Consider the following 23,130-nt stretch of genomic DNA (forward strand, 5'->3'; position numbering starts at 1 on the left):
AATTGTTTTAAATCATGATAAAATTGACCCAATCAAAAGTATAACATTATTCCCTGAACATCGCCAGGAATCGATAAACGGGCTTAATGACCCGATTAATTGCACCTGTTTAAGCCATCGGTACTGGAAGCATCCGCGGGCTTAATGATTAATGCTCTTTCAAAAAGGGGTTTGGCTTCTGCTTTTTTACCTGTCATCAGGCTACTCCAGGCCAGCATGTGGTTACCATCATAATCAAAAGGATAAAGGGTAACTACTACTTTAAAACACCTAATGGCCGCATCATATTGCTTTCGGTTATAATAAATTACACCAGCCCAATAATTGGCCTGCGCATTTTGAGGATCAATCCTCAATATGGCCAAATATTGTTCAAGTACTTTATCCCAGCTCTGTAAAAACGATAACGGCTTTACATATCCAAATTTTGCCTCAATAGCGCCCGGTTTTATACTGATGGCTTTTTGATAATAAGATTGCGAAGCAGTATAGTTTTTATTGAGATAATGGAGCCAACCTAAACGGATATTAACCTCATAACTGTTATCACTAAGATAAGGATAAATATCATTAATAGCAGCTATATAATTTTTGTTCTGCTCATCGGCGTAGCTATTATGGAAAGCTTTTTGCAGCACAACATTGGTTTGCGCCTGCAATCTTATCACCAGTAAAATTAAAAATGCTGCTATAAACGTTTTCTTTAAAATTTCCATGTTATACCTAACGTAACAGAATTTTGATTGTAATTTACAGCGCGGTAAACGTCTGTTTTATTTTCATAAATATAGTTCAAATCCAATAGCGCGTGAGAACTCAACTGGTAAAAAACGGTTTCTCCGCATTTAAATTTTGTTGGATCGATAGAATTATAAACGTAAAGTCCATCAGCATCTAAGTAATCATCCTGGTTACCAAAAGCAGCCAATGTTTCAAGCCAGGTTTTATTCAATACCTTAAACCCAATAGCCTGGCTATAAATAAAATTATTTGCTCCGCTTAAATTTAAAACGGATGCCCGGCTAATGGTATATAAGTTAAGGTTACCTAATGGATAAAAATCCATCCTGGCGTTATATTGTTTTAACGTTTTATTGATCAGTTTTCCAAAATTAATATCCCCCTGTAAATCAACATAGCGGCCAAAATATTTTATGCCTAATAAACCAAGGTTGCTGTTATTAATATTACTCCTGTAAGTAGTATATATGTAATGGTATGAGCCTACAATAGCCAGGTAGTTATTAAACGCAAATTGTGTTTTAATAGAATATTCCAGCTGTTTATCAGTTTTGCCCAATAGGTCTTTATTATTGTCTTTGTCTTTATATGATGACCGGAATATATTTTGGTTAAATGAAATTGCCGATTGTTCCAGTTGCAGGCGCCAGCCTAAACGATTACTGATGCCTATACGTTCAAAAAAACCATTATCGCGCTGGTTGTTATTGGGCAGCTTTATACCGCTTTCTGCATCGGCATCAACTAAGCCTAAAGGAGAAAGTTTTGTAGAATGCAAGGTTTCCTTATCAAGATAAGCGGCGTGATATGATGCGCCTAAATCATTATTAAGATAAGTATTACAATAGTAAGCGTAGAGCCGTGCTGTTGAGTTAAAGGAATCCTTATTTAGTACCTGGGTAAACTGGCTGATGGCAGCTTTATAATTACGGGTAACCATGTAAGCATATCCAATTTTAAAACGCAGGGCGGGGAAATCCAGGCTGTCAGCAATTGACTTATTTCCGAAAACAATCAGTTGTTTCCAGTCGCCGGCATTGTATAGTTGTTCGGCAGTGCTATCTGCCAGTGCAAATTTGTTGTCCTGCGCGTAGGTGGCAACAGTGGCAAATATTAAAGCAAGAAATAATATTAGTTTTCTGTACTCCATTGTGCCTTAATGTGTTTTCCGTTTAAATTGATGCTCAAAGCCTGTAAGCTATCATTATCTATACAAAGTGTTGCTTCCATTATTGGAGTTTTTTTACCGGCAAATGCCATGTATTGCTCAGATCTGATACTTAGGCCCGTTTTTTTAACCTGGATACTGTTTTGGTAACTTATATTGATAAACCTGTAAAAAGGTGCTGCAAAATCCTGTAAACAAAGCAAGGCCTTATTGGTGGTTAGATGCACAGGAAATTCATCATTAACCAACATCGTTTCGGTATTATTAAAAATGATCTTGTAAGTAGCCAGGTAAAAGTAGTATAGCAATGATTGCTGATCGCCGTAAAAGCTGGTGAAGTAAAACATAGCGCCATTATTTATAAAATATGCCGCGGCACCTGTGGTTTTGCTGTAGATGCAGGATTGTCCTAATTCATCTTTAAAAACTTCCCAATTCTCGGTTACTCCGTTTTCGCGGGTAAGTTTTGCTGTGTAACCCGGTTGCAGGTCGAAAGCTTTTTTGATGGATGAATTAACTTCAGAGTTACCAATTAACTCCCCTTCGGAGGGAACGCTATAGCTCACCAGGCTGTTTTTATTATCCACCCGGTTAAAATAATAAGCAAATGGATAGCTCAAAGTTTTTGAGCCAATATAAGGGGTAGCCTGTATTTGGAAATGTAAATGAGGCTGTGGCGAGCGGCCCGAGTTACCGCAAAAGCCCAGGAGGTCGCTTTGTTTAATCACATCGCCTGGTTTTACTTTGATGGAATTTTTTTTAAGGTGTGATACTTTGGAATATAACCCGGTAGCATGAAAAATAACTACCGTATTGCCCCAGTTATCTTTCAGGTTTTGTTCGCCTATGGCATTATCCTCAATATGGTTAACTACCAGTTCTACAATGCCGTCGCCGCAGGCTAATACGGGCTTATTGTAACAATAAAAATGCTCAGGCAGAGTGCCGGGATATTGAAAAGTGTTTTGTTCCTCATCACAGATTACAAAATCCAGCGCCTGGCCCCAGTCGCCTTTGTGCGTAATGGTGCCGTTGTAACCCTGTGAAACTGTCCAATAGCCCATAAAAGGCAGGGTCAGTTTAAAGTATTTTAAATCATTAAGCCTGTTCTGGAGGTTTAAAAACTGGTACAGGTTTCTTTCAGGAGCGTAATGCTGCACCCGCGCTAACTGCAATTTACCGACATATCCGCGTAGCGTTAAAAAATATAGCAAGCTGATATTGACTAAGCAAAACGGAAGCGAAAAAATTGGTAAAGCATGAACCGACATAAAGCCTGTAAGCGCATTGATGACGATAAAGCCCAGCGGGATACATAAAATAGCCAGCAAATAGGAGCGCAGGGAGGGTAAGGTAAAAAAACTACCGATAGCCACAGACGTCATCATAATATTTGCGCCTAAGTGGTAATAGCTGATACCTTCGGGATAGGTATGCGTGATGCTGTTGAACCCACAGGCAGCTATGAAGCTGATGATAAGTAAACTAAAGGCAATGCGCGAATGGATGAGCATGCCAATAGTTATAAGCATGCCTGCAAGAATATTATGCTGAAATAAAATGGCACTTAACGACCGGAAAAATAAGCTTACAAATGGTGGCAGTACCAGGGCCAGGTAGCCGTCAATCCCTGCCAGGTTACCCGGACCGGCATAAATTTCGGCTAAAAGGTAGCTGCTTTTTTGCAGCAAGCCCATATTAAAAATGCTGTTTGATGCCAGCAATACCATCCAGAATACCAGGATAAATGGGAGAGATAGCATAGGCAGGCCAATTTTGCCGAGGCGATGCGCAAAAATAACAGCAGCAATTATAACCAGTATGCAGGCAACAAGCAGCCATATAACAAATAGCAGGTTAACATGGTAAAATGCCCCAAAGGCTATGCCCAGTAATAAACTGTTAAAACTATAAATACCCCTTTGAAGGTCATCGCCCCCTAACTTGAGTAGCTTGCAAACCAGCAGGGAGAAAATGACACAGCTTAATCCGGCAAATCCTGAAGTTGTGTTGAAAAAAGAAACCACCAGTAAAATGATCCCCAATACCCGGTTCTGCGAAAAAAACAGTACCGAATAGGAATTGATAACCGATTTTATGAATGATGGAATTTTCTTCACTTACTGGCTTTTAAATGAGTTGGAACAAGCTCTGGTTCCTGGGTATAATCAAGTGTTTCATTAGCGCGGATCAGGTGTGGATGCTGTTGCTCATCTATCAAAACAACGGCTGGTCGCAGGGTGATAAACTGCATCCACTGGGTCATGTTGTAGGCGCCTACTTTGTGCACCACTACCTGGTCGCCGGGGTTAAGCAGGGGCAGGTTGATGCTCTCCCTTATTACATCTATATTCATGCAGAGCGGGCCATATATTACCATGTTTTCGCTGTGTGGCATAAAATCCTGCGCGGGGCTTATCTGGTGCTCATACCAAAACGAGGTGAATAAAATGTTTACACCAAAATCCATAATGGTAGCCCTTTTGCCATTGCTCAGTCGCTTATTGGCTATAACAGTACCCAAAAGATATCCGGCATCATCAATTAGTACCCGTCCGCTTTCTAAAATAAGCATGGGGAGATCTTCATTGGCAAAACCGAAGTTGAGCAGGGTAGAGGATATTACTTCAGCAAAATCATCTACCGATGGTACGGTATCATTTCCCGGCAGGTAAGCCCCTTTTAGAGTATTGGTTGATGGAAAACCACCACCCATATCAATGTATTCAATTTTGTGGTTTAATTGAGTTTGGCAACGCATAGCCAGGGTGCATAGTTTGGTAGCTGCTATACCGTATGCATCTGTAGTAAGCATATAAGTGCCTATGTGGCAATGTAAACCAACTAATTGCAGCTTGCCCGAATCAATAACTTTTGATAAGGCCGTCCAGGCTTCGTCGTTTTCATAGTTAAAGCCAAAGCGATCCCAAAGCGGGTATACACCGGTATCCATATTAACACGGATAGCCACGCGCGGTTTATTGGTAAACTCCTTAGTTAAATTAAGTAGTTGGTTAAGTTCTTCAAAATGATCTATATGGATGAGTGAATCATTTTCGATGGCCATTTTTAAATCATCATTTGATTTACCGGGGCCGTTAAAAATGATTTTATTGCCCGGTACGCCATTACCCAATGCCTTGCGATACTCAAAACCTGATACCACTTCGGCCCAGCTGCCTTCCTGGTGAAATACCTGGCAAACTGCGTTGAGGTAGTTGGTTTTATAGCTCCATGCAAACTGTACTTTGGGGTAACGCGTGCTGAAGGCGCGGTATGCCGAGCGGTAATTTTTACGGATCTGTTTTTCGGATAATACAAAAACAGGAGAACCATAATTTTCAATCAGGCTTTTAACCGAAACCCCATCGATGCTTTTAACAGGCTGCACACCGGTACGGGTGCCAAACTTGTTCATAACACCGGTGTGCAGCTTTTTAATATATGGTTTTTCGTATTCCAGCTTTTTCATTGTAATCAAATTATAGTTCGCCAAATACCGAGAATTGTTGAAAATCGGTAATGTCGGTTACGTGGTCCCAGGAGTATCGCACAAATAATTTACCGGCCTGGTAGTCATCAAAAGGAACGACCATATCTCCCAATGCCATTTTTACCAATGTTTCCGGTTGATTTTGCCCAGCCGCCGCCGTTAAATAAATCCATGCCGGAAACCGCGGGTTAATCTCCAGGATATATAAATGTCCCTCCTCGCTGCTCATGATCTCTATTTCATAACCACCTTTCCAACCGGTTGCCAGCGCGAAATTATTAGCCAGTTCAATAAACTTTTCATCCTTAATGGTAACTCCCGCCCAGGCTTTTCCTTTATCGGTAATGTATAGCTTGCGCATGGCCACTATACTTGTGTTATTGCCTTTACCATCGCCAAAGGCAGCTATATTAATCTCAGTACCTTTTATAAACTGTTGCGCTATCACCGGCACACCCCAGGCCGCGTTTAACTGATGAAATGCTTTAATAGCCTGATCCATAGTGTAAACTACAGAGGCCTCATAAAACTTTCCCTTTATTACCATAGGGAAGTTGAACTCATCGACCGCTTTTTTTATATCATCTACGGTATAAAGTTTATGATCGGCAGGCACGTAAAACCCATGCTTCAATCCAAAATCCTTTAAATTTACCTTATCCCTCACTGCCAGCTGCTGATGCGATGGCAGGAAACTCGTTATGCCAATCTGCTTTAATTGCGGGGCTATCTTTATGAAATTAAATAGCTCCGAATCAAAATTGGGGATAATAACATCCAGCTTTTCCTGCTGGTGTATGTAAGTGAGCCGTTCAAGTAAAGCGTTTGCTCCTTCGGTTGGATAGGGGATCTGGTAGGTTTTATTGACATGATCGTGCAAATAGATGCCCGGCTCCAATGGTTCATAGGATAAACCGATGATCCTTAGCCCGGCTCCAAAGCTCTCCTTTAGTGAACGGATAACGGCCATTCCCGGACCCGGATTGTCATTGGCATTTATACCGGTAATGGCAATACATAAATTAGCGTATTTATCTGCCATTATCCTTCAGTTTCAAGCAAATTAGCTTCCTTCAGTTGTATCATCCAATCTTCCCAATCGCGCTCCAGCTGGTCTGCACCTACATCATATTTGTCAAGAATATCTTTTTTGATCTCGTGCCCTGTTTTACCACTTTTCATGGCCATTAAAAGATGCGCGGCCATGGCATTACCAGAAAAGGAATCGCCGGTGGCAGGGTTAAAAATAAACCCATTTTCGCTGGTTGCTATGTTACTCTTTATCTTCATTTATAATTGCAGGGAATGTAAATAATAAAGGTTAAACTTAACTGGTTTAGGTGAGTTTTACAAAAGCAATACCCAATATGGTGTTTAATTATAAAGTGTTATTTATGATGCCATTAAATATTGCATCCGCGATGCCAGTAGTTCCATATCCAATGGTTTAACAAAAAGAGCATCACATTTATAGGATTCCTGTTGTGCTTTTTTTGTTTTAAAAGCAGTAACTACAATGATAGGGACACCCTTTAATTGCTCATCCTCTTTAAAATCCTGGCATACCAGGGCACAATCCATATCAAGTAATAAATATTCCAGGATAATAAGGTCGGGATGGATCAACTTTGCTTTATCGTAAATTGCATTGGGATCATAGGTTAAATGAACATCAAAATCACCATAGTACATAATGTCATCAATTACTGATAACATCCTGCTGTTTTTATCGAGGATCAGGATCTTTTTTTTGTTTCCGGTAGTTTTCATGTGCTTAGGGGGAATTGATGCAGGAATCAAGACAAAAGGTCTGTTGCCCTGGATATCAATATGGCTGGTTTTTAAATAGTGTTAACTCTGATATAAAATTGAGCTTATTTTATGCTGTATTAAACAATGTGTCGTTAAATACCATAAATGTGCCGATGAATGGCTTAATGCACAGCTATTTGGACCAGTCTTTAATGAAATCGGCATAGTTGGTGCCAACAGGCAACTCTATATTACGCAGTTTAACTTTACGGTTATATATTGATCTTATCTGCGCTTTAGCAACCACAAAGCTGCGATGGATACGGATGAACTGGGCAGCCGGTATTTTTTCCATAATGCTTTTTAACGACATGAGGGTAAGCACCGGTTTTTCGGCACTTAGTAAATGAATCTTGATGTAATCCTGCATACTTTCGATGTACTCAATATCCCTTACGCTGATCTTGATCAACCGGTATTCTGAGTGTACATAGATGTACTCATCTTCGCTGGTTTGGTTGGTATTCTTAAACTGGTAATAGTCAATAGCTTTATGTATTGCAGCGCCAAAGCGGCTACTGTTTATCGGCTTTAACAAGTAATCCAACGCTTCCAGCTCAAATCCTTCAAAAGCAAATTTTTTGTATGCTGTGGTAAATATGATCATTGGTTTTTCTGGCAGCGAACGCACCAGATCAACACCGGTAATATCGGGCATATTGATATCTACAAAAAGTACATCTACTTTATTGCTTTTTAAATATTCGGCGCCGGAGATGGCATCTTCAAAAGTGTTTACCATTTTCAAAGCTGGATAGTCGGATACATATTTTTTGATGATTTCCAGCGCCAGTGGTTCATCATCAATGGCTACACATTTTAACTGCATCATGGTGTTCATTTAACTATCAATTTCCAACTCCACCCGAAACGTAGTGCTATCCGAACTAAGGTTGAGCTTGTGCTTTCCGGGGTAAATATGCTGCAGCCGCTGCCGGGTATTGGTTATGCCGATACCTTTACGGCTGGACGTGGGGCGATTATCGAATATGGTGTTCTCGCAGGTGAACAATATTTTACCAGGGGTTACCTCCAGGTTTATGTTGATCACAGATGGGGCATGTTTACTTACGCCATATTTAAATACATTTTCAATAAAGGTCATCAATACCAGCGGCGGTATTTTCTGCTGATCGATATCGCCCGAGAAATTAAAATTAAGTGTTGTTTTTTTACCCAGCCGCAGTTTTTGCAAGTCGATATAATCATTGATGCAATCTATCTCACTTTGCAGCAGCACAAAATCTTCTGCAACTTCATCAGTAACATAGCGCATGATGTTGGAGAGTTTCATAATACTCTCTGAGGTGTGTTCGCTATCGGTTACAGATAGCGCGTATATATTATTCAGTGTATTGAACAGAAAATGCGGGTTGATCTGTGCTTTAAGAAATGATAGCTCTGCATGAGCCTTTTCAGCCTCGGCCCTGATCACCATTTGCTCGGCAAGCTGCCATTTTTGAACCGTGCTCATGGCAATACCTAATCCTATAACAATGACGAAGATAAATAGGCCTACCATATCAATATTCGCCGATTGATGGATGAAAATGATTTGGTTTGACGGTTTCACCAGGCTTGGATCCTGCATCCGCAAATCTTCATGAGGCAGCGGGCCAAAAGGCATGTTTTTAGGTGCCGAGGTATCGCTATCCGCTCCAGTCATCGGCTGCGGCCCTATGGTGTTTGTGGTAGTATGTCTTTCCTTGAGTAAATTATGCAGTAAGAGGTTATCAAAAGGCTGTAAGTAATACACAAAACCCGAAAGTAAAAGCACAATAAGCCCATACACTATATATTTTTTGTGGAATACAAACCGTGGCACCAGGTACCAGGCATTAAAGTAAAACATAAAAATATAGGTAAGACAAAACAGCCAGTAATAGGGCGATAATATAACGTTATAGGTGCTGCCGCTGCTTTGTTGCGTACGGTTCATAAACAGCAGGGGAAAACCAAAAAATACCAGCCAACCTGCAGCGTGAATAAATATGTTGGTGGCTTTTTTGGAAAGGATCATCTGGTTAAAAAATTTACTAAATATAGCAGCCGTTATGCTGCCAATTAATGATCATCTTAAATTAGTTAAACTTTCAAATAAAGCCCTTTTTCATTTGATGCCATCTACCGATTTGTGCAGGTTTATAAATAAGCGCCCCATACATGTACAGGGCGCTTTAAACTTTATGAAAAACAGAACACAATAACCCAGCGGATGTCCCTATTCCTGAATCATTGGCTCAAAGGTGATGAATGATGGGGCCGCAACCAATGGTTTATCGGTGAACCGTGGTTTTGTATAGATGAATGGGGATATGCAGCTTATTTCATAGTTGAAAAACAGGTATGGATATATAAAATGAATTGAACACAACTGTTTATTATTCTTTAAGCGCATTATCCCAATGCTCGGCTATTTTACCATCCTCTACACGCAGCATTTCAAAGGAGGCGGTTGTGTATTTTTTGCCGGGTGCTTTTGGATCGGGGTGTTCCTCTCTAAAGCTCAGTACAACCCAATCGCCTTCGGCAACTATAGAGATCAGGTTTGCTTTAATAGTTGCACTGATTGGCAGTGGTTTGGCAAACTTGGAAAAGAAATCAATAAAACCCTGCCTTCCGGTAGGTACGTTTGGGTTATGCTGGATGTATGTTGGGAGAAGATATTTAGAAGCCAGGTCCAGGTGGCCACCTTCTAATACCTCGCGCCAGAAATCATAGACCAGTTTTTTGTTTTTGGCAAGCTTAGGGTCCTTACTGTAAAGCATCGCCTTTTGATCCTGACCAAAAGAATTAAAAGCCAATAAAAGTGTAAAACTTAACAACAGCAGTGCTTTTTTCATGTGATCAATAATTGGTTGTTTAAATTGGTTGTTTAAATATATTTAAATTTTTGCTCCGGTTAATTCTTTAATCATAAAACGCTGGTGATGCTTTTATAATAATCAAAGTTTTAATAAAGAATAAGTATTTGAACGTTAGTTGATTACGTGTTTTTACGCATTGTTGAATTTTTTGAAGTGAAAATAATTTAAGATAAGGAAATATTGCATAACTTGCTGAAAACCTTATAGTAATGAAGAAAATCGCCTTGCTTTTTGTGGTTGTGAACGTCACAGGAGCTGTGTATGCCCAGGTTCCGGCAACACCCAAAAAAACAATTGTTGATAATTATTTTGGTATGAAGGTAAGTGATAATTATCGCTGGCTGGAAAATACTAAAGATAGTACCGTTCAAAAATGGTTTAAAGCCCAAGCCGATTACACAAATAGTGTTATAGATAAAATTCAAGGCAGAGATAGCCTTATAAAAACACTAAAATACTATGATTCATTGGAACCCTTTAAAATTCGCGGTATAATTAAAAAGGGTGGCCGTTACTTTTACAAGAAAACCCTTCCTGCAGAGAATGTAGGGAAACTTTATTACCGTACGGGCGAAAATGGCAAAGAAATTCTATTGTATAATCCATTGCCAATCAAGGGTAAGCAATATTCTATAAACTATTTTCAACCGAGCGAGGATGGTAAAAAGATTGCCTTTGGTATATCTGTAAGCGGTTCAGAAACCTCGACCATCTATGTAATGAATGTCGATACCAAAAAGCTATATCCCGAAAAAATATATCCGTCGTGGTTTGGGGTAAGCGGGTGGTCGGCTGATAATAAAGGATTTATTTATACCATTCAAAATAGCGGCGATAATACGGCCATGAACTCTATGACGGATACCCGCAGTATGTATCATGTAGTTGGCACAAAGCCGGCTACTGATAAATTAATTTTTAGTCGTAAAAAATACCCTCATCTTGGTATAACGCCAGAGGATCTCTGTTTTGTAGGTTACTCTGAAGATCTGAAATATATTTTTGGCATTTTAGCAGGGGTAAACCGGGAAATTAATTGCTTCTATGCACCCACAACAGAACTTTTTAAATCTACTATCGGCTGGAAAAGGCTGTTTAAAATAGATGACCATGTTACAAATTTTGTTTTTAAAGGCGATGACGTTTATATGCTTACTTATGAAGGCGCTACTAAATTTAAGATCACCAAAACAAACGTGAAAAAATTTAGCGTTGCCGATGCGGAAACCATTATACCAGAGCAGCAGGCTACTATTGATAATATAAGCCGAGGAAAGGATTTTATGTATTTTACTACTAACGATGGCATCAATTCAAGAGCATACCAATATGATTTTGTAAAGGGAAAGTCGGAAGAAATAAAGCTGCCGGTTAGCGGTACAGCTTATGTTGGCCCTGTTGATATTAAAAGCAACGAGGTACAATTGGGTATAACCGCATGGAAGCAGCCCTTTACTATTTACGACTACAACCCGCTTACCGGTGTTGTAAAACCATCTGTATGGACGCCTAAAGTGGAGTATCCGGGTGTTGAAGATGTTGTGGTAGAAGAGAAAGAGATAAAAGGGCTTGATGGCACCACAATTCCCCTTACCATTATGTACAATAAAAATGTAAAACGCGATGGTAGTGCCGTTTGCTACATGACCGGTTATGGGGCTTATGGCATATCCTCAACCCCATATTTTAGCATCTATGAACTGGCCCTGATGAACAAGGGTGTAATAGTTGCCGAAACCCATGTGCGTGGCGGCGGCGAAAAAGGGCAGGATTGGTATAAAGCCGGTTATAAAACCACCAAGCCTAATACCTGGAAAGATTTTATAGCATCGGGCCAGTACCTTGTTGATAATCACTACACCAGCACCACGCACCTGATAGGCGAAGGAACCAGTGCCGGAGGGGTACTGATAGGACGTGCCATTACTGAGCGGCCCGATCTTTTTGCCGCGGCTATCAGTAACGTAAGCTGTAGCAACGCCCTACGAATGGAGAACTCGCCAAATGGATTAAATAACACCAAGGAGTTTGGCACCGTAAAAGATTCTGTTGAGGCAAGGGGGCTTTATGAAATGGATGCTTTTCAGCATGTAAAGGAGGGTACAGCCTACCCGGCAGTAATTTGCATTGGCGGGATGAATGACCCCAGAGTAATTGTATGGCAGCCGGGTAAATTTGCAGCCGCACTGCAAAACGCAACTACGTCTGGCAAGCCTGTTTTAATGTCTGTTAATTATGATAACGGCCACTTTACCGAAAATAAGGAGATCTCCTATCGTAATTTTGCTAATCAATACGCCTTTGCCTTGTGGCAGGCAGGGCATCCGGATTTTCAGCCGGCTAAATAAAAAACTTTAAAAATAATCTAACAGATATCTGAATACGCCAGGACGGAAGTTTTTAAACTTCTTGTCCTGGCGTATAATAAAACTAAAAAACAAATCCCCGTTGCTTTGCCTTTTCGTAAATTAACGCGCCGGCATCTGCATCTAGCAAAATTTCGCAGTTGGGATGTAATTGAACTACCGAGGCTGGAATATCTGTTGAAACCGGGCCTAAGATGGCCTGCTCAATAATGCGGGCCTTGTGCGCGCCTTTGGCTATCAGGATGAGTTTACGGGTATGCATAATGTTTTTTATGCCGCGCGTTAATCCGCCTAATACCACATTATTCGGTACTTGTGTTTCGCGGCGTACACGGGCTTCAAAATCAGGATCCATTGGTGATACCCATGTTTCGCTTTCAAATGGCGTACCGGGCTGGTTTATGCCTATGTGACCATTGCTGCCAATGCCAAGCATCTGCAGGTCGGCGCCGCCACGTTCGGCAAGGCGTTGTTCAAATAGCAGGCTTTCGGCCTCAAAGTCATCACTCATGGTAGGGGGCATAATAAAGTTTTCATCGGGTATGCCCAGCGGCCCGGCAATCTGGTTCAGTATCATGGTATAACAGCTTCCTGCATATTCGCGTGGCAGGTTGGTGAGTTCGTCCACATTAAAAAGCGTAACGCGCGATACATCAAAAGGGTATTGGGTGTAAATATCAGATACAATACGGTGCATATCCATCGTAGTTTGGCCTGTTGAAAGGCCTATCACAGCGGTAGGCTTTTCCAGCATTTGGCCTATAATGCGCCATGCCGCTGTCTCATTAAATTCACGTTCGTTTTTGGTGATCGTTATCTTCATTACAAATGTTTTAGTTCTTCGTGAAAAAATATATCAATGGCTACCATGGCGCTTACCTCGTCCTCACCATCAATAATAATTGTGATGGTATCATCGCCCTTTGTTGCCAGCGAAAGTATGTTGAGGAGGCTGTTAAGCCTTACTGTACGCTCGCCCTTTTTCATGCTGATGGAAGATGTGAACTTTTTAGAGAGTTTTACCAACGCGGTTGCCGGCCGGGCATGAATCCCCTCGGCAGCGGTGATCTTATATTCTTTTGAGATCATTTATTTACCTCCTTTAAATATACGGCAATAGCAATTGAATTATCCATAGCCATGACCTGCTGTTTTACCTGTTTTGCAAACTCCATATCGCTTTGAATAATCGTGTTTTTTATATGGGGTATGGATGTAGCGCTCATAGAGAACTCCCTTAACCCCATGCCTAATAGCAGCAGGGTGGAGTCGGGGTCTGATGCGAATTCGCCGCACATGCCAACTTCAATATTGTTTTTGTTTGCCTCATCAATTACATAGGCTATCAGCCTGAGTACCCCCGGGTTGTAAGGGTCATAAAGGGTTTTCACCTTCTCATTCATCCTGTCAACAGCCAAAGTATACTGGCAAAGATCATTTGTGCCGATGCTGAAAAAATCAACCTCTTTGGCCAGCAGATCGGCTGTGATAGCTGCAGAGGGGATTTCGATCATGATGCCTATCCCGATAGTTTTATCAAAACCGATACCAGCTTTATCCAGTTCTTCCATAGCCTGGCTCAATATTGCTTTCGCCGCGCGGATCTCCTGTACATTAGCTATCATCGGGAACATGATCTTAAGTTTTCCAAATGTACTTGCCTGTAATATAGCTTTTAACTGTGTAATGAAAATATCAGTTCTGTCCAAACAGATCCTGATGGCGCGGTAGCCCAAAAAGGGGTTTTGTTCGGCAGGGAAATTAAAATAGGGCAATTGTTTGTCACCCCCAATATCCAGTGTACGCACAATAACCGGTTTGCCTTTTGCTTTTAACGCTACTGCTTTATAAAATGTAAATTGTTCTTCCTCTGTTGGTAACGAATCGCGGCCCATAAATAGTAATTCAGTACGCAGCAGCCCGCTGCCTTCAGCTCCAAAGCTATGGGCATGTTCCATATCATCAGCATTGGCAATGTTTGCAAATAGTTGTATCGCTGTGCCGTCGGTAGTCATCGCCGCTTTATTTTTCAGCGACTTTAATAAAGCCGTTTCGGCAAGCCAGTTCTCCTTTTTTACCTGGTATTCAATAATGGTTTCCTCATCCGGGTTTATGATGATTTCACCGGTTTGGCCATCAAGAATCAGGTGATCGTTGTTTTTAATGTTTGCCAATGTGTCTCCGCAACCAACTACTGCCGGAATACCTCTTGATTTGGCAATAATAGCAGCATGCGATGTTTTGCTGCCGGCCTGCGTTGCAAAACCAATAACATGGGCAATATCCATGCTAATGGTATCAGATGGAGTAAGGTCTTCTGCAATAATTATAGTGTTGGGCTGATATATCCTTGCAGCGGTTTTGCCGGTAAGGTTTAAGTTTTTTAAAATCCTGTTGCCAATATCCTGTACATCTGCCGCGCGGGCCTGCAGGTATTCATTGTCCATGCCTTTAAACATGGCAACGGCATCAGCAATTACTGCTATAACCGCGTCGTTTACGTTCCTCTTTTCTGTCGTTATTTTTTGGGTAACATCTTCTTTAATTTGCGGATCGCTCAACAACTCTACATGAGTTTCCAATATTTCCAGGCCCTCATTGCCATTGTCTTCATCATAACTATCAATCATGATGTTTATTTCTGTTAAGGAACTATTTACAGCCGTGTCGAATTTCTCAATTTCGAAGGCGATGGCCGAGTCATCAGTCAATACCAGCCCTGTTAAGGCGGCTTCCTGCTTTTTAAGCACATAAGCATTGCCTATTGCAATTCCGGGAGATGCGCCTGTGCGAGTTAATATCATACAAACAAATGGATTATACTGCCTATAAAGCCCAGCGCCAATAAGCCTAACAACAGCCATGTGGTTTTAACCTGCTTTTTTACAAAATAATATACCAAAAAGGTAAGTGCAAGCGGTATCATGGCAGGTAATATCTGGTCAAGGATACCTTGAACCGACACCGCCGATGATGAACTACCAATGCTCAGTGGTGTTTTGATAACCATTAGTGTGGCTGGCATGGCGCCGACCACCATTAGTCCTAAAATAGCCGCGCCTGCTGTAAGCCTGTCCATCACATTGTTCTTCGCAAGGTTTTGCAGAAATCTGGTGCCGGTATTGTAGCCTATAAACGTGAGATTATACCTCAAGAGCAAATGAGGTACATTAAATATCAACAGGAAAAGCAGAGGCCCTAATATATTGCCTTTTATAGCCAGCGAAGTACCCACCCCGGCAGCGATAACCTTGAATGTACCCCAAAACAAAGAATCAAACACCCCGGCCAGTGGCCCCATAAGACCTAATTTTACCGAACTGATAGAATCCTCGTCAAAATCTTTATCTGCCTTATTTTGCTCTTCCATGGCTGCAGTAATACCTATGATTAACGTTGAGCCGTACGGGCTTGTGTTGAATAATTGCAAATGTCTTATAAGTGCTTTTGACATTTCGGTCTTGGTTTGATAGAGTTTTTTTAGCACGGGTATCATAGCAAATACAAAGCCTGTATTCTGCCATGTTTCAAAGTTAAAGTTGGCCTCTAATGTAAGCGAGCGGAAAAATAATTTACGCAATATACCCTTGCTTAACATGTGTTGAGGTTGTGCCGGGATACTTTCGGCAGGAGGATCGTCAAAATCAAAGTCATTATCCGCGGCAGTTACTGGTTTAGGCGGGGCCTGGGTAACTATCAGCGCTATAATTACACCAAGCCCTCCAATGGCAATTATGGGCAGCTTTAAAAAGGCAGCCAGCATAAACCCCAGGAAAAAATATGGGGCAACTTTTTTATTGAACATCAGGTTCATCAGCAGCGCGAAACCCAGCGCAGGCAGCATATTACCCGCCACCTGCAGGCCTGATTGTACCCATGCGGGTATGAGATTTAAAAATGATTTAATAGCGGTTGAGCCTGTTTCAAGGGCTACAAAAACGATGATCCCCATGAGCAGGGGTTTTAACAGGCCGGATAGAATATGCAGCCGTTGAATACTTTCATAATCTCCATGATCTGCATATTGTGCAAATTTTTTATTGTAGATGGCCCGGAAAACAAACAGGCCGCTAATTACCATTTCGGCTAAAATGGATATTGGCACAGCCAAAGCCAGGGCGATGGCGGGCCCTTTGTGCGATAGAATGGCAAAAGCAGTACCCAGCACACCACCGGTAATAATATCGGGAGGGATAGCAGCACCCACCTTAATATTGCCCATGAAGATTAGTTCCAGCGTAGCACCAATCATTACCCCCTGTTTAACATCTCCCAAAACCAAACCCACCAGCGGCCCTAATACTAAAGGCCTGCTCAAAAGGGTAGTTCCCAAAAAATCCTCCAAATGCCCAAAAACGGCTATCAGGGTAAGGAGAAGGAATGTTGTAAACACTTTATTGGGGTATTAATGTTTCTATCATTACTTTTTTATCGGTAGGTACTTGTCTTACTTCCAGCTCAAGTCCTTTAGCCAGCATTTCTTTTATAATTAAAATATCTTCGTCGGTAAGAGCGATGGCTTTTGAAATTGATCGGGTGCCTTCCTTAGTACGGATCCCTCCAAAGTTTATCGATCTGATGCCGCTTATTTCATCAACCAAAACAGCCGCATCCCTTACAGAATTAACGATGAGTAAAATTTTAAGGTTTTGGGCGCGGGGATCATTCAAAAAAATAGCGGCATCAGCCAGTGATTTGATCAGCAACTTTGCCGATGCGGGTTTAGCCAGGCCAAGCGTCATTTTCATGAACTCGTCCTTTGCCACTTTATCATTGGCCACAACTAAACAATCAGCATTAAGGGCAGGCGTCCAGGTAAACGCTACTTGCCCATGTACCAATCTGTCGTCTATCCGTATCAGTTTAATCATTGTCAGGGTTGTTTTGTTGTTCTTCTATGAGTTTATTGACATAGGCAAGCTGTGCTTTGGCATTTTCAATGGCGCTTTCTATCACTTCGGCAACTGGGGTATCATTATCGCTTAAAATAACTTCAATTAACAAGGGTAAATTAAAGCCCGAAAGGATGTGTACATTTTTGCGCAGTGCTTCCCTTAGCATAATGTTATTTACGCTTCCGCCAAGCAGATCAGTAAAAATGATCAGTTCATCATCATCACTAAGGCTATCCAGGATAGGTTTCAGCTCATCTTCCACAGAAACGTTCTGGTCTAAATAAGCCCCGATCAGGAATAGGTTTTCGGTTTCGCCAATGATAATTTCAAGGGAGGATTTTACCCCATTGGCAAAGGCTCCATGTGTAGCTATCAGGAATTTTCTCATACTTTAAAGGTTACAGCGGTTTATTGCAAGCCAACACTGGGCAGCAATAAAACCGTTTTATCAAACTTATGGGTAAACGCTTTGGCTGGCGCTTAATTCAGGTTCTAATACGGTGCAAGTATGCTATAAAGTTAAACTAATTTATAGTTTGCATACACTACATTACCACTACATATAATTTAACAGTCTTATTTAAAGGTATTTATCGCTTAGTAAATGGCGATTTACAGCACTACAGGTAAAAATAGTAAATGGCTTATTTAGCTTTCAATTTTGCCCTGATAACGGATTGTTAACGGATATAAATTGGCGGCTGTAATATTTATATGGGTAGTGGTGATGTAGGGCTGTGCAAATTAGCAATGGAAAATACTTATGATGATTTTTGTTTGGAAGAAGAAATAGATATAACATCATTAAAGTTTAAATACCAATTAAACCAACCTAACATTTACCAACGTGAAAAACACCTTATTACTATTTTTATTATTGGTTTTAACCTGCTTTGCAAGTTTTGGCAAACCGCCCGCCCATCAACCTGGATTTGGTGTAGGCCGGTCATTTTACCAGCAGCGTTTAAATGATAAGGAGGCCGTTTATTTTACGCCTGATAAGTATGCTATTAAAGCAGATGGCAAAACGGATGTATCTAATGCCTTGCAGCAGGCAATTAATGATGTAAAGGATAAAAATAATTTTGGCGTGCTTTTTATCCCCGAAGGGAAGTACCTCATCAGTAAAACCATTTTTGTGCCAAGGGCGGTACGGTTAATTGGTTACGGTAAAACGCGACCGGTTATTATCCTGGCCAAAAACTCCCCCGGCTTTCAGCAAGCCGATACTGCAGATAAAGGGAAGGCTAAATACATGTTCTGGTTTGTGAATAATATCTCCAAACCAGGCGAAGAGGTTTACGATGCCGGGGCATCTACCTTTTATAGTGCGCTATCAAACGTCAACCTGAAAATTGAAGACGGCAACCCGGTTGCTGTTGTCCTGCGTACGCATTATGCCCAGCATAGTTTTATTGCCCATGTGGATATTGATGCGGGCAAAGGCAAGGCAGGCATGTTTGATGTGGGTAACGAAATGGAAGATGTGCGCTTTTTTAATGGCGATTATGGCATTTACACCACCAAACCATCGCCCGGCTGGCAATTTATGATGGTGGATACTTATTTTGAAGGTCAGCGTAAAGCCGCGATACGCACACAGGAAGCCGGGCTTACCATCGTGCGCATGAATGTTAAAAACGTGCCAACGGTGATTGATATTAACCCAAACTATCATGAAAAACTGTTTATGGAGGATTGCAGTTTTGATAAGGTAAGCGGCCCGGCCATTATTATCAGCAACGAGGATAACGCTTTTAACCAGATCAGCCTGCGTAATGTGCTGTGCCGCGATGTGCCGGTTTTGGCCAGCTACCGCCGCAGCGGAACTCAGACAAAGGGAGTGGGGCCTATCTATAAAATAAGAAACTTTACCTACGGTTTGCAGATTGATGACCTTAACGCCGATCCTGTTTATAAAACTACTAATGAAATTGAACCATTGCAGGTATTTCCTCCGCCTGCAATAAAAGATATACCGGATTTTCCTGCAATAGCCACCTGGGCAAACCTACAATCGCTTGGCGCTAAAGGTGATGGTGTTACCGATGATACCAGGGCTCTGCAGGATGCTATTGATAAATATGCAACCATTTATTTGCCGCAGGGTCAATACCGCATTACCGAAACTTTAAAGCTTAAATCCAATACGGTACTCATTGGCTTAAACCCAATAGCAACCCAAATATTGATTGCAGATAATACGCCGGCCTTTGGTGGTTTTGGCAAAGCTATCGCTATGATTGAAACCTCAAAAGGTGGCTCCAATATTATTACCGGTATAGGTATTTCTACGGGCCGGATTAACCCAAGGGCGGTGGCGTGTAAATGGATGGCCGGCGAAAAATCATACCTCAACGATGTGAAATTTTTAGGTGGGCATGGTGGGATGAATAAGCCAGGCGTAAAAGATGGTGCTGGATTGTACCGCGGAAATGATAGTGACATGTGGGATACCCAATACTGGAGCCTTTGGATAACTGATGGAGGAGGAGGCACATTTAAAAATATTTGGTCGGCAAATACTTATGCTACTGCCGGTGTTTATGTGTCTAATACCAGTACTCCCGGCAGAATTTATGCCTTATCTGTTGAGCATCATGTACGTAACGAAGTACGGTTTAATAAGGTAGCTAACTGGAAGGTTTACGCCCTGCAATTGGAAGAAGAAAGCCGCGAAAGTACCGAGTGCCAGCCTTTGGAGCTGGAGCATACCAGCGATATGGTTTTTGCCAATTTGTATATGTTTAGGGTGATCAGGGTGAATAAGCCTTATCCTTATGCCATCAGGAGCTGGAACAACAAAAACGTAGAGTTGCTTAACATGCATAATTACAGCCAGATAAAATATACTACTACCAACCCCTTATATGATATTGGCACCAATATGGAGGTGCGGCCCTGGGAGTTTGCAAGGCTGTTTATTAGCGGGAAGCTGAAATCGACTACCGAAATTGGCAATGTAAAACAGTTGGCCAAAGGGTTTGAGTTTGCTAGCAGTATTTGTGCCGATAGCAAAGGCAATATTTATTTTAGCGAAGCCCGGATGCGCCGCATTTATAAGTGGGATGTAAATACAGAAACCATTAGTTTATTGGCCGATTATCCATGGGAACCACTTTCACTGGCTTGCGATCAGAACGATAAACTATTGGTGGTTTTTAAATATGTACCCAAACCAGGCTATTTGATCAATGGCCGGCAGGAAGAGTTTAAGAATCCAGCTGATGCCGCCGGTACATCATTCAGCGGATGGGGAAACTCCGGCTTTGCCAGTATGGCTTATAGTATTGACCCCGAGAACCCCGATGAAACTATTAGCGCCCTTAAAAAAGAAGCGATGCCGATTGGCAAATCCATTTATCGTGCATTGTACCCTGCACACCGCTGGAGGGACTATCATGATTTTAATACCGTATCAGTAAATAAACCAACCGAATGTTTTGTAGCACCAGATGGGGTAACTATTATCCCGGTGGTATATGACCTGGCCCGTGCAAGCGCTTTGGCAGCGGCATATCCGGGTAAACCGGTTTACACTACTGATGAATATGATAAGCGTACCGTTCAAATGGATGTGAGTAAGGAAGGTTATTTAAGCAACCTGAAATACTTTGCCGAGCGTGGCGAGTTTGCATCTGCAACTGACGCGGCTGGCAATGTGTTTATTGCTGATGGTGAAATTTATGAATACAATAGCGCCGGCAAGCAGATCAACATAATAAAAGTACCGGAACGACCAACAGGATTGGCATTTGGCGGTAAGAGTGGTAAAACGCTGTACATCACCGGGCATAATTCATTATATTCGGTAGAGGTAAAGTGATGGAGCGAGAACTAAACAAGAAGTAAAAGCAAGGGGCGGTGCGATTCCCCTCTCGAGAGGGGCGGAGGGGTGTGTTTCTGAAGGCGGCCCTATAGAAAAGACTTGAAATAGATATGATTAAAATAAGCATATGATCAATAAAAAAATACAATCTTTCCTAATAACGATAGCGCTGCCGGGCATTGCCCTGGCGCAAAACGTAAAAGTAGTTACCAACCAGGTGGGGTATGAAGATACGCAGGCAAAAAAAGCAATTGTGGTAACTGATAGGCAGTATACCATCAGCTCGTTTGAATTGTTGGATGAAGCTGATAAAACCGTATTTACTGGTAAGCCTGTTTACAGTGGTAAGGTGAATGGCTGGAAAGGCCGGGAATTTTATACAATTGATTTCAGTGGTTTTAACACAGATGGTATTTACAGGGTCCAGGTAGATCTGCCTGGAAAAAAGATAAGTTCGTACCCTTTCAGGATTGGTAAAAATGTTTTGGAGCAGGCAACTATGTCCGATGTGGTTTACTATTTTAAAGGGCAGCGCAGTGCGGGGGAGATAGATAAGGCCGATCATCACCTGTTGTTGGCAGGTAAAACTACCGATACCGTTGATGCCCATGGCGGCTGGTATGATGCTACCGGCGATTATGGTAAGCATCTTTCGCATTTGTCGTTCTCCCTGTATTTTAACCCACAGCAGATCTCCCTGGTGGTTTATAGTTTATTTAAAACCAACGAATTGCTTAATAAAAAAACGGTAACCGATTTTAGGCAAATCAACCGCAGGGTTTTGGACGAAGCTATTTACGGTGCAGATTACCTGGTACGGATGCAGGCGAAGGATGGATCGTTCTATAGGTCGGTATCGGCCCCGGGGCCGGGCAAGCTGGCGAAAGACAGGGTGATCCGGGCCGAAGATGCATCATACCGCATCAAACAAACCAAAGATCAAACGCTGAAAAATGATGCGCAAAACAACGACTGGCATCGCTACCAGACCAGTTTTAGATCGGGCGGTGGTATAGCGATAGCCGCACTTGCTATGGCATCATCTGCAAAAGCAAGCGGCGATTTTACCAATGCCCAATACCTGCAGGCTGCCGAAAACGCCTTTAAATTTCTGCAGGCCAACAATAAGCTCATGACCTTTGATGGTAAAGAAAATATTCTTGATGACTACTGTGCCTTAACTGCAGCTACAGAATTATATAAAGCCAGCAAAAAACCGGAGTATTTAGTTGCCGCAACCAAGCGCGCTAATAACTTAATAAACCGTTTATCCAACTGGGGTGATTATAAAAATTATTGGCGGGCAGATAGTACTGATCGCCCTTTCTTCCACCCGTCTGATGCAGGTTTGCCGGTAACCAGTTTGATCTATTATTACCCTTATGCCGATGCGGGCATGCAGGCTGCCATAAAAAAAGCCATTAAAAGCTCTTTTGAGTTTGAATTAAAGGTGACGCAGGAGGTGAATAACCCGTTTGGTTACAGCAGGCAGTTGGTGCAGGATACTTTGGGTAAAAGGCGCACATCATTTTTCTTTCCGCAGGGCAGCGATGCCTCGCCATGGTGGCAGGGCGAGAATGCACGTTTATCATCAATGGCTACCGCAGCAAGATTAGCTGCCAGTTTGTTTATGGATGATAAGCCCTTTCATGATCAACTGGAAACATTCGCCATTGACCAGTTGAACTGGGTATTGGGGCTCAATCCATTTGATGCCAGTATGCTGCAAGGCACGGGTCACAATAACCCGGCTTACGGCTTCTTCGGCACGTTTGAGTATACCAATGCGCCCGGTGGTATAGTAAACGGTATAACATCGGGCCTCAATGATGAGAATGATATCGATTTTAACCTGTCATACGCCCAGATTCACAAAGATTATGACTGGCGCTGGGCCGAGCAGTGGCTGCCGCATACTGCCTGGTATCTGCTGGCTGTTGCCTTACATGAATAATTAAT

19 protein-coding genes are annotated in these 23,130 nt (G+C 41.9%); 3 read left to right on the forward strand and 16 right to left on the reverse strand.

Features of this window, described 5'->3' with window-relative positions:
• Positions 1-95 precede the first annotated feature (95 nt).
• The 10 genes from AC1D0K_RS05415 to AC1D0K_RS05460 all read right to left on the reverse strand — a co-directional run bounded on the left by AC1D0K_RS05415 (position 96) and on the right by AC1D0K_RS05460 (position 10,057).
• A complete protein-coding gene (locus tag AC1D0K_RS05415) occupies positions 96-716 on the reverse strand; it encodes a tetratricopeptide repeat protein (protein WP_477395875.1) in 621 nt (206 codons plus the stop codon).
• Positions 704-1,891, reverse strand: coding sequence for a hypothetical protein (locus AC1D0K_RS05420; RefSeq protein ID WP_477441533.1), 1,188 nt, complete (start codon positions 1,889-1,891; stop codon positions 704-706). Before AC1D0K_RS05420 ends, AC1D0K_RS05415 begins: the two co-directional genes overlap by 13 nt.
• A complete protein-coding gene (locus tag AC1D0K_RS05425) occupies positions 1,873-4,029 on the reverse strand; it encodes an urea transporter (protein WP_477395879.1) in 2,157 nt (718 codons plus the stop codon). The genes AC1D0K_RS05420 and AC1D0K_RS05425 overlap by 19 nt, the downstream gene beginning before the upstream one ends.
• Positions 4,026-5,381: a hypothetical protein gene (locus AC1D0K_RS05430; protein ID WP_477395881.1), complete on the reverse strand. Its 1,356-nt coding sequence runs from the start codon at positions 5,379-5,381 to the stop codon at positions 4,026-4,028. Before AC1D0K_RS05430 ends, AC1D0K_RS05425 begins: the two co-directional genes overlap by 4 nt.
• A gap of 10 nt (positions 5,382-5,391) precedes the next feature.
• The gene (locus AC1D0K_RS05435; protein WP_477441535.1) at positions 5,392-6,444 is read right to left on the reverse strand and encodes an ATP-grasp domain-containing protein; all 1,053 of its coding nucleotides are present in this window, start codon (positions 6,442-6,444) and stop codon (positions 5,392-5,394) included.
• Complete coding sequence (locus AC1D0K_RS05440; RefSeq protein ID WP_477395885.1) at positions 6,444-6,692, reverse strand: PqqD family protein; 249 nt, start codon at positions 6,690-6,692, stop codon at positions 6,444-6,446. Before AC1D0K_RS05440 ends, AC1D0K_RS05435 begins: the two co-directional genes overlap by 1 nt.
• Positions 6,693-6,794: 102 nt before the next feature.
• Entirely contained in the window at positions 6,795-7,172 is a 378-nt protein-coding gene (locus tag AC1D0K_RS05445) for a response regulator (protein WP_477395887.1), read from the reverse strand.
• Positions 7,173-7,347: 175 nt separating this feature from the next.
• Positions 7,348-8,046, reverse strand: coding sequence for a LytR/AlgR family response regulator transcription factor (locus AC1D0K_RS05450; RefSeq protein ID WP_477395889.1), 699 nt, complete (start codon positions 8,044-8,046; stop codon positions 7,348-7,350).
• A 9-nt stretch (positions 8,047-8,055) separates the two neighbouring features.
• Positions 8,056-9,234: a sensor histidine kinase gene (locus AC1D0K_RS05455; protein ID WP_477395891.1), complete on the reverse strand. Its 1,179-nt coding sequence runs from the start codon at positions 9,232-9,234 to the stop codon at positions 8,056-8,058.
• 361 nt (positions 9,235-9,595) lie between these two features.
• Positions 9,596-10,057 carry a nuclear transport factor 2 family protein gene (locus AC1D0K_RS05460; RefSeq protein WP_295721131.1) on the reverse strand — a complete coding sequence of 154 codons (462 nt, stop codon included), beginning with the start codon at positions 10,055-10,057 and terminating at the stop codon, positions 9,596-9,598.
• Positions 10,058-10,290: 233 nt separating this feature from the next.
• Between AC1D0K_RS05460 and AC1D0K_RS05465 the strand changes: the two genes are divergently transcribed.
• Positions 10,291-12,429 carry a prolyl oligopeptidase family serine peptidase gene (locus AC1D0K_RS05465; RefSeq protein ID WP_295721130.1) on the forward strand — a complete coding sequence of 713 codons (2,139 nt, stop codon included), beginning with the start codon at positions 10,291-10,293 and terminating at the stop codon, positions 12,427-12,429.
• 82 nt (positions 12,430-12,511) lie between these two features.
• Here AC1D0K_RS05465 and AC1D0K_RS05470 read toward each other — a convergent pair whose 3' ends face one another.
• The 6 genes from AC1D0K_RS05470 to AC1D0K_RS05495 are packed head-to-tail and all read right to left on the reverse strand — an operon-like array spanning position 12,512 to position 17,730.
• A complete protein-coding gene (locus AC1D0K_RS05470) occupies positions 12,512-13,270 on the reverse strand; it encodes a 6-phosphogluconolactonase (protein ID WP_477396348.1) in 759 nt (252 codons plus the stop codon).
• Positions 13,270-13,536 (reverse strand): HPr family phosphocarrier protein, encoded by a 267-nt coding sequence (locus AC1D0K_RS05475; RefSeq protein ID WP_477396350.1) that lies wholly within the window; start codon positions 13,534-13,536, stop codon positions 13,270-13,272. Before AC1D0K_RS05475 ends, AC1D0K_RS05470 begins: the two co-directional genes overlap by 1 nt.
• A complete protein-coding gene (ptsP, locus tag AC1D0K_RS05480; RefSeq protein WP_477396352.1) occupies positions 13,533-15,251 on the reverse strand; it encodes a phosphoenolpyruvate--protein phosphotransferase in 1,719 nt (572 codons plus the stop codon). Before ptsP ends, AC1D0K_RS05475 begins: the two co-directional genes overlap by 4 nt.
• The gene (locus AC1D0K_RS05485) at positions 15,248-16,840 is read right to left on the reverse strand and encodes a PTS system mannose/fructose/sorbose family transporter subunit IID (RefSeq protein WP_477463015.1); all 1,593 of its coding nucleotides are present in this window, start codon (positions 16,838-16,840) and stop codon (positions 15,248-15,250) included. The genes ptsP and AC1D0K_RS05485 overlap by 4 nt, the downstream gene beginning before the upstream one ends.
• A 1-nt stretch (position 16,841) precedes the next feature.
• The gene (locus tag AC1D0K_RS05490) at positions 16,842-17,318 is read right to left on the reverse strand and encodes a PTS sugar transporter subunit IIB (RefSeq protein WP_477396356.1); all 477 of its coding nucleotides are present in this window, start codon (positions 17,316-17,318) and stop codon (positions 16,842-16,844) included.
• The gene (locus AC1D0K_RS05495; protein ID WP_477396358.1) at positions 17,311-17,730 is read right to left on the reverse strand and encodes a PTS sugar transporter subunit IIA; all 420 of its coding nucleotides are present in this window, start codon (positions 17,728-17,730) and stop codon (positions 17,311-17,313) included. The genes AC1D0K_RS05490 and AC1D0K_RS05495 overlap by 8 nt, the downstream gene beginning before the upstream one ends.
• A 459-nt stretch (positions 17,731-18,189) precedes the next feature.
• Between AC1D0K_RS05495 and AC1D0K_RS05500 the strand changes: the two genes are divergently transcribed.
• Together AC1D0K_RS05500 and AC1D0K_RS05505 are read left to right on the forward strand one after the other, a co-directional pair.
• Positions 18,190-21,168 (forward strand): glycosyl hydrolase family 28-related protein, encoded by a 2,979-nt coding sequence (locus AC1D0K_RS05500; RefSeq protein WP_477396360.1) that lies wholly within the window; start codon positions 18,190-18,192, stop codon positions 21,166-21,168.
• 130 nt (positions 21,169-21,298) lie between these two features.
• Positions 21,299-23,125, forward strand: coding sequence for a glycoside hydrolase family 9 protein (locus AC1D0K_RS05505; protein WP_477396362.1), 1,827 nt, complete (start codon positions 21,299-21,301; stop codon positions 23,123-23,125).
• The last annotated feature ends 5 nt before the right edge of the window (positions 23,126-23,130 follow it).

The sequence above is a fragment of the Mucilaginibacter sp. P1_A3 genome, from assembly GCF_056406855.1.